This window comes from Micrococcus sp. KRD128 (genome assembly GCF_017168395.1).
Classification (GTDB): Bacteria; Actinomycetota; Actinomycetes; order Actinomycetales; family Micrococcaceae; genus Micrococcus; species Micrococcus luteus.
This window is the reverse complement of sequence record NZ_JABFAX010000011.1, coordinates 1-3,666: the sequence shown is the minus strand read 5'-3', so window position 1 is coordinate 3,666 and position 3,666 is coordinate 1. Positions and strand designations below refer to the sequence as shown.

The window sequence follows — 3,666 nt, the reverse complement described above, 5'->3', positions numbered from 1 at the left end:
ACCCAGCCCCCCGTGCCGACGGCCCGCACCGTCGCGCGTCCCCGGCCCCAGTCCCGCGCCCGTGCCGGGGCGGGCCTGCTCGCCGCAGCCGTGCTCATGGTGGGGCTCTCCGGTTGCGCGGTCGCGGAGGACGGCGGCGAGGCCGCCTCCGAGGCCGCGAGCTCCTCCTCCTCGCAGGCGACGGACACCTCGGCCGAGGCCGGGGGACAGCCCGTGGCGGACACCGCCGTCGGGAACGCCGCGAGGACCGCGCTGCCCTCCGTGGTAACCATCTCCGCGACGTCGAGCTCCGCCTCCGGTTCCGGTTCCGGGTCGATCCTGGACACGGAGGGGCACATCCTCACGAACACCCACGTGGTCACCCTCGGCGGCCAGGCCAACGACGCCGAGCTGACGGTGCGCACCTCGGACGGGGAGGTCTACGCTGCCACCGTCGTGGGCACCGACCCGCTGTCCGACCTGGCCGTCATCAAGATCGACGCCCCGGACCTCACCCCCATCCAGATCGGCCGGTCCGGGGATTTGAAGGTCGGGGACGAGGCCGTCGCCATCGGCGCCCCCCTGGGCCTGCCGAACACCGTGACCGACGGGATCATCTCCACCCTGGACCGGACCATCGCGGTGGCGTCCTCCGAGGCGCCCGAGCCGCAGGGCGAGAGCTCCGGCTCGTCCTCCGGCGCCGAGCAGTACCGTTTCCAGCTGCCGGGCACCCCGCAGGGCACCCGGGGCGAGGTGTACATCAACGTGCTGCAGACCGACGCGGCCATCAACCCCGGCAACTCCGGAGGCGCGCTCGTCGACGCCGAGGGTCGCCTGGTGGGCGTGAACGTCGCGATCGCCTCGGCCGGCCAGGACCCGAGCGAGGCGGGCAACATCGGGGTCGGCTTCGCCATCCCCGTGGACTACGCCCAGCGGGTCGCACAGGACCTGATCGACCACGGCAAGGCCACGCATGCCATGCTCGGCGTGAGCGTCACCCCGGAGCCCGCCGAGGTGCAGGGCGGCAGCGAGAACGCCCGGACCGTGTTCAGCGACGGCGCCCGCGTCCAGCAGGTCGTGGGAGAGTCGGCGGCCGACGCGGCCGGGCTGAAGGAGGGCGACGTGATCACCGCCGTCGGCGACCGCGCGGTGATCGACTCCGAGTCCCTCACCGCCGTCGTCCGCGAGCACCGCGTGGGAGACTCGGTGGACGTCACCTACCTCCGCGACGGCGCGGAGCAGACGACCGAGGTGACGTTCACGGAGGACACCCGCTCGTGACCACCACGCTCACCACCCCCGCCGCGCTCGCGGCCCACCACGGCTGGCGCCGGGTCCTGGCCGTCGGCGCCCACCCGGACGACCTCGACTTCGGGGCCGCCGCCACCCTGGCCGGCTTCCGCGCGGCCGGGCTGCACATCGAGCTGTGCATCGTGACGGACGGGGACGCCGGCGGCTTCGACTCGGAGGGCCCGGAGGCGATGACCGCCCGCCGGCACGCCGAACAGCGCGCGGCCGCCGCCGTCGTCGGTGCCGCCGAGGTCCACTTCCTCGGCGAGCGCGACGGACACCTCGAGCCGGACCACGGCGTGCGCCGCAAGCTCGTGGCGCTGATGCGCCGCGTCCGCCCGGACGTGGTGCTCAGCACCCACCCGGAGCGGGACTGGGAGCGGATGCAGGCCGCCCACCCGGACCACCTCGCCTGCGGCGAGGCCGTGGTGCGCGCCGCGTACCCGGCGGCCGAGAACCCGTACGCGTACCCGGAGCTCGCGGCGGAGGGGCTCGAGGCGTTCAAGGTCCGGAACCTGCTGCTGTACGCCGCCCCCGCCGCGCGCCGGAACACGGTCGTGGACGTCACGGGCCTGGCGGAGCAGAAGCTGCGCGCCCTCGACGCCCACCTCTCCCAGCACCCGGACGTCGACGCGATGCGGCGGCACGTGCTCGCCCAGATGGCCGAACATCACCGGCGCGCCGCCGGCCCGGCCGCCGCGCCGGGTCACGCCGAGGCGTTCCACCTGGTCACGGTCAACGGCCCGGGCACCATCGCCGGGTTCTGAACCGCCCCCCCTGCGGGGGATCTCAGTTGGTGCTCGGCCGCCCGCCGTAGCGCGGGCCGGTCTGCGCGGTGGGGTCGAGGTCCACGCCGACGACGGGCTCCGACGTCGGCACCTCCGAGCCCGAGCTGGGCTCCACGGAGATGCCCATCGCCGCGAAGCGGTCCAGCCCCCGGAAGGTGACGGGCTCGCCGAAGCCGTTGGCGTCGAACGTGCCGAGCGAGGCCGGGGCCGTGCCGTCCGAGGGGTAGAGCCACAGCTGGTAGGACTGACCCTCCGGCAGCTGGGGCATCCCGCTGATCGTCAGGTAGCCGCTGTTCTGCTCCCGGGACAGGAACGCCTGGACCGTGCCGCCGTCCTGGGCCGGGTACTCCGAGGTCGTGAACAGGTCCTTCGACTGGTCGATGCGGTGCACGATGCCCGGCCGCGTGAACTGACTCCACACCGTCCACCCGCCGACGCCGAGCACGAGGGCCGCGAGCAGCAGGAGGGCGGTCACCTTGAGCCAGCGCAGGCGGTCCCGCGGCGGGCCGGCGGGGGCGGACTCGTCGCCGATCAGGTCCATGCCCACGTCCTGGGCGGGCAGGCGACGCAGGACCTCGTCGAGCAGGGCCGACGGCGGCTCGGCCGTCACGGACCGGAACGCCCAGGCCACCGCCTGGCGCGCACCGTCCACCCGGGAGCGCCACAGGGCCAGCTCGCCGCCCCGCCGCTGCACGGCGGAGAAGGCCGCGGTGTGCCCGGCCGTGTCGAGGGCGTGCACGGCCGAGAGGTCGGCCAGCTCGAGTGCGCGGCCGGCGTCCACGTCCTCGCGCACGTCCGCGCCGAGTGCCGGGCCGGTCGCCGGGGCCGGCGCGGACGGCCGGGCGGCGTCCTGCGTGAGGTCGCGGCGGGCCGCCACGACCTGCCGCACGCCGTCACGCAGGAGGGTGCGGGCCTGGTCGGCCGGCAGACCCAGCCGATCGGCGACCTCCCGGTCGGTGCAGCCGCCCAGCCACGCCAGTCGCACGGCCTCGTAGGCGTCCGGGGCCACGCGGTCGACGAGGTCCTCGGGCAACGGCGCGGGCCCGGCCGGGCCGGGACGACGCCCACGTTCCGCCGCGGAGCCGCCGGCGCGGCGCAGCGAGGTCATCACGCGGTGGGCGAGGACCTCGAGCCACGTGAACACCTGGCGCTCGCGGTGGGTCGCGTCGTCACGCTCGCTCAGGTCGAGCCCGGCCTCGGAGGCCTCCTCCCATGCCGTCAGGTAGGTGCGGACCGTGGCCGCGGCGGCGTCGTCGCCGGGGCCGAACATCGCTTCGGCCAGGCCGTGCACCCACGGGACCGTGGCGTCGTAGAACGCGGAGAACGCGGCCCGGTCACCCTCGGCGCTGCGGCGCAGGAGGGTGTCCAGGGCGGGCTGGCCGGCGTCATCGGGGCGGTCGGCGTGGGGCTCGGACGCGTCAGGAGTCTGCATGGTGGCCTCAGTCTAGGGAATCGGGGCGGGCAGCGGACCCGGCGAAGTCGTGCTGGCGCCAGGCCTCGTACACGGCGATGGAGACGGCGTTCGCCAGGTTCAGGGACCGACGGGCCGGCTGCATGGGCAGGCAGACGGTCTCGGTGACCCGCGGATCGGTCAGCACCTCCTCGGGCA

General features: G+C 75.2%; 3 protein-coding genes and 1 pseudogene. 2 read left to right on the top strand and 2 right to left on the bottom strand.

Translation table 11 applies throughout. The features are described 5' to 3' along the window. Both J1M44_RS04945 and J1M44_RS04940 read left to right on the top strand, forming a co-directional pair. On the top strand, positions 1 to 1,260 hold a 1,260-nt coding region (locus tag J1M44_RS04945; RefSeq protein WP_206480699.1), incomplete at its 5' end, for a S1C family serine protease. After that, positions 1,257 to 2,036 (top strand): PIG-L deacetylase family protein, encoded by a 780-nt coding sequence (locus tag J1M44_RS04940; RefSeq protein WP_126860775.1) that lies wholly within the window; start codon positions 1,257 to 1,259, stop codon positions 2,034 to 2,036. The genes J1M44_RS04945 and J1M44_RS04940, both read left to right, overlap by 4 nt. Positions 2,037 to 2,058: 22 nt before the next feature. Here the strand turns inward: J1M44_RS04940 and J1M44_RS04935 are convergent, their stop codons facing one another. Continuing rightward, positions 2,059 to 3,489, bottom strand: coding sequence for an anti-sigma factor (locus tag J1M44_RS04935; RefSeq protein WP_041105211.1), 1,431 nt, complete (start codon positions 3,487 to 3,489; stop codon positions 2,059 to 2,061). Positions 3,490 to 3,496: 7 nt separating this feature from the next. Beyond that, positions 3,497 to 3,666, bottom strand: a pseudogene (locus J1M44_RS11650) (tRNA (uridine(34)/cytosine(34)/5-carboxymethylaminomethyluridine(34)-2'-O)-methyltransferase TrmL); the annotation flags it as partial.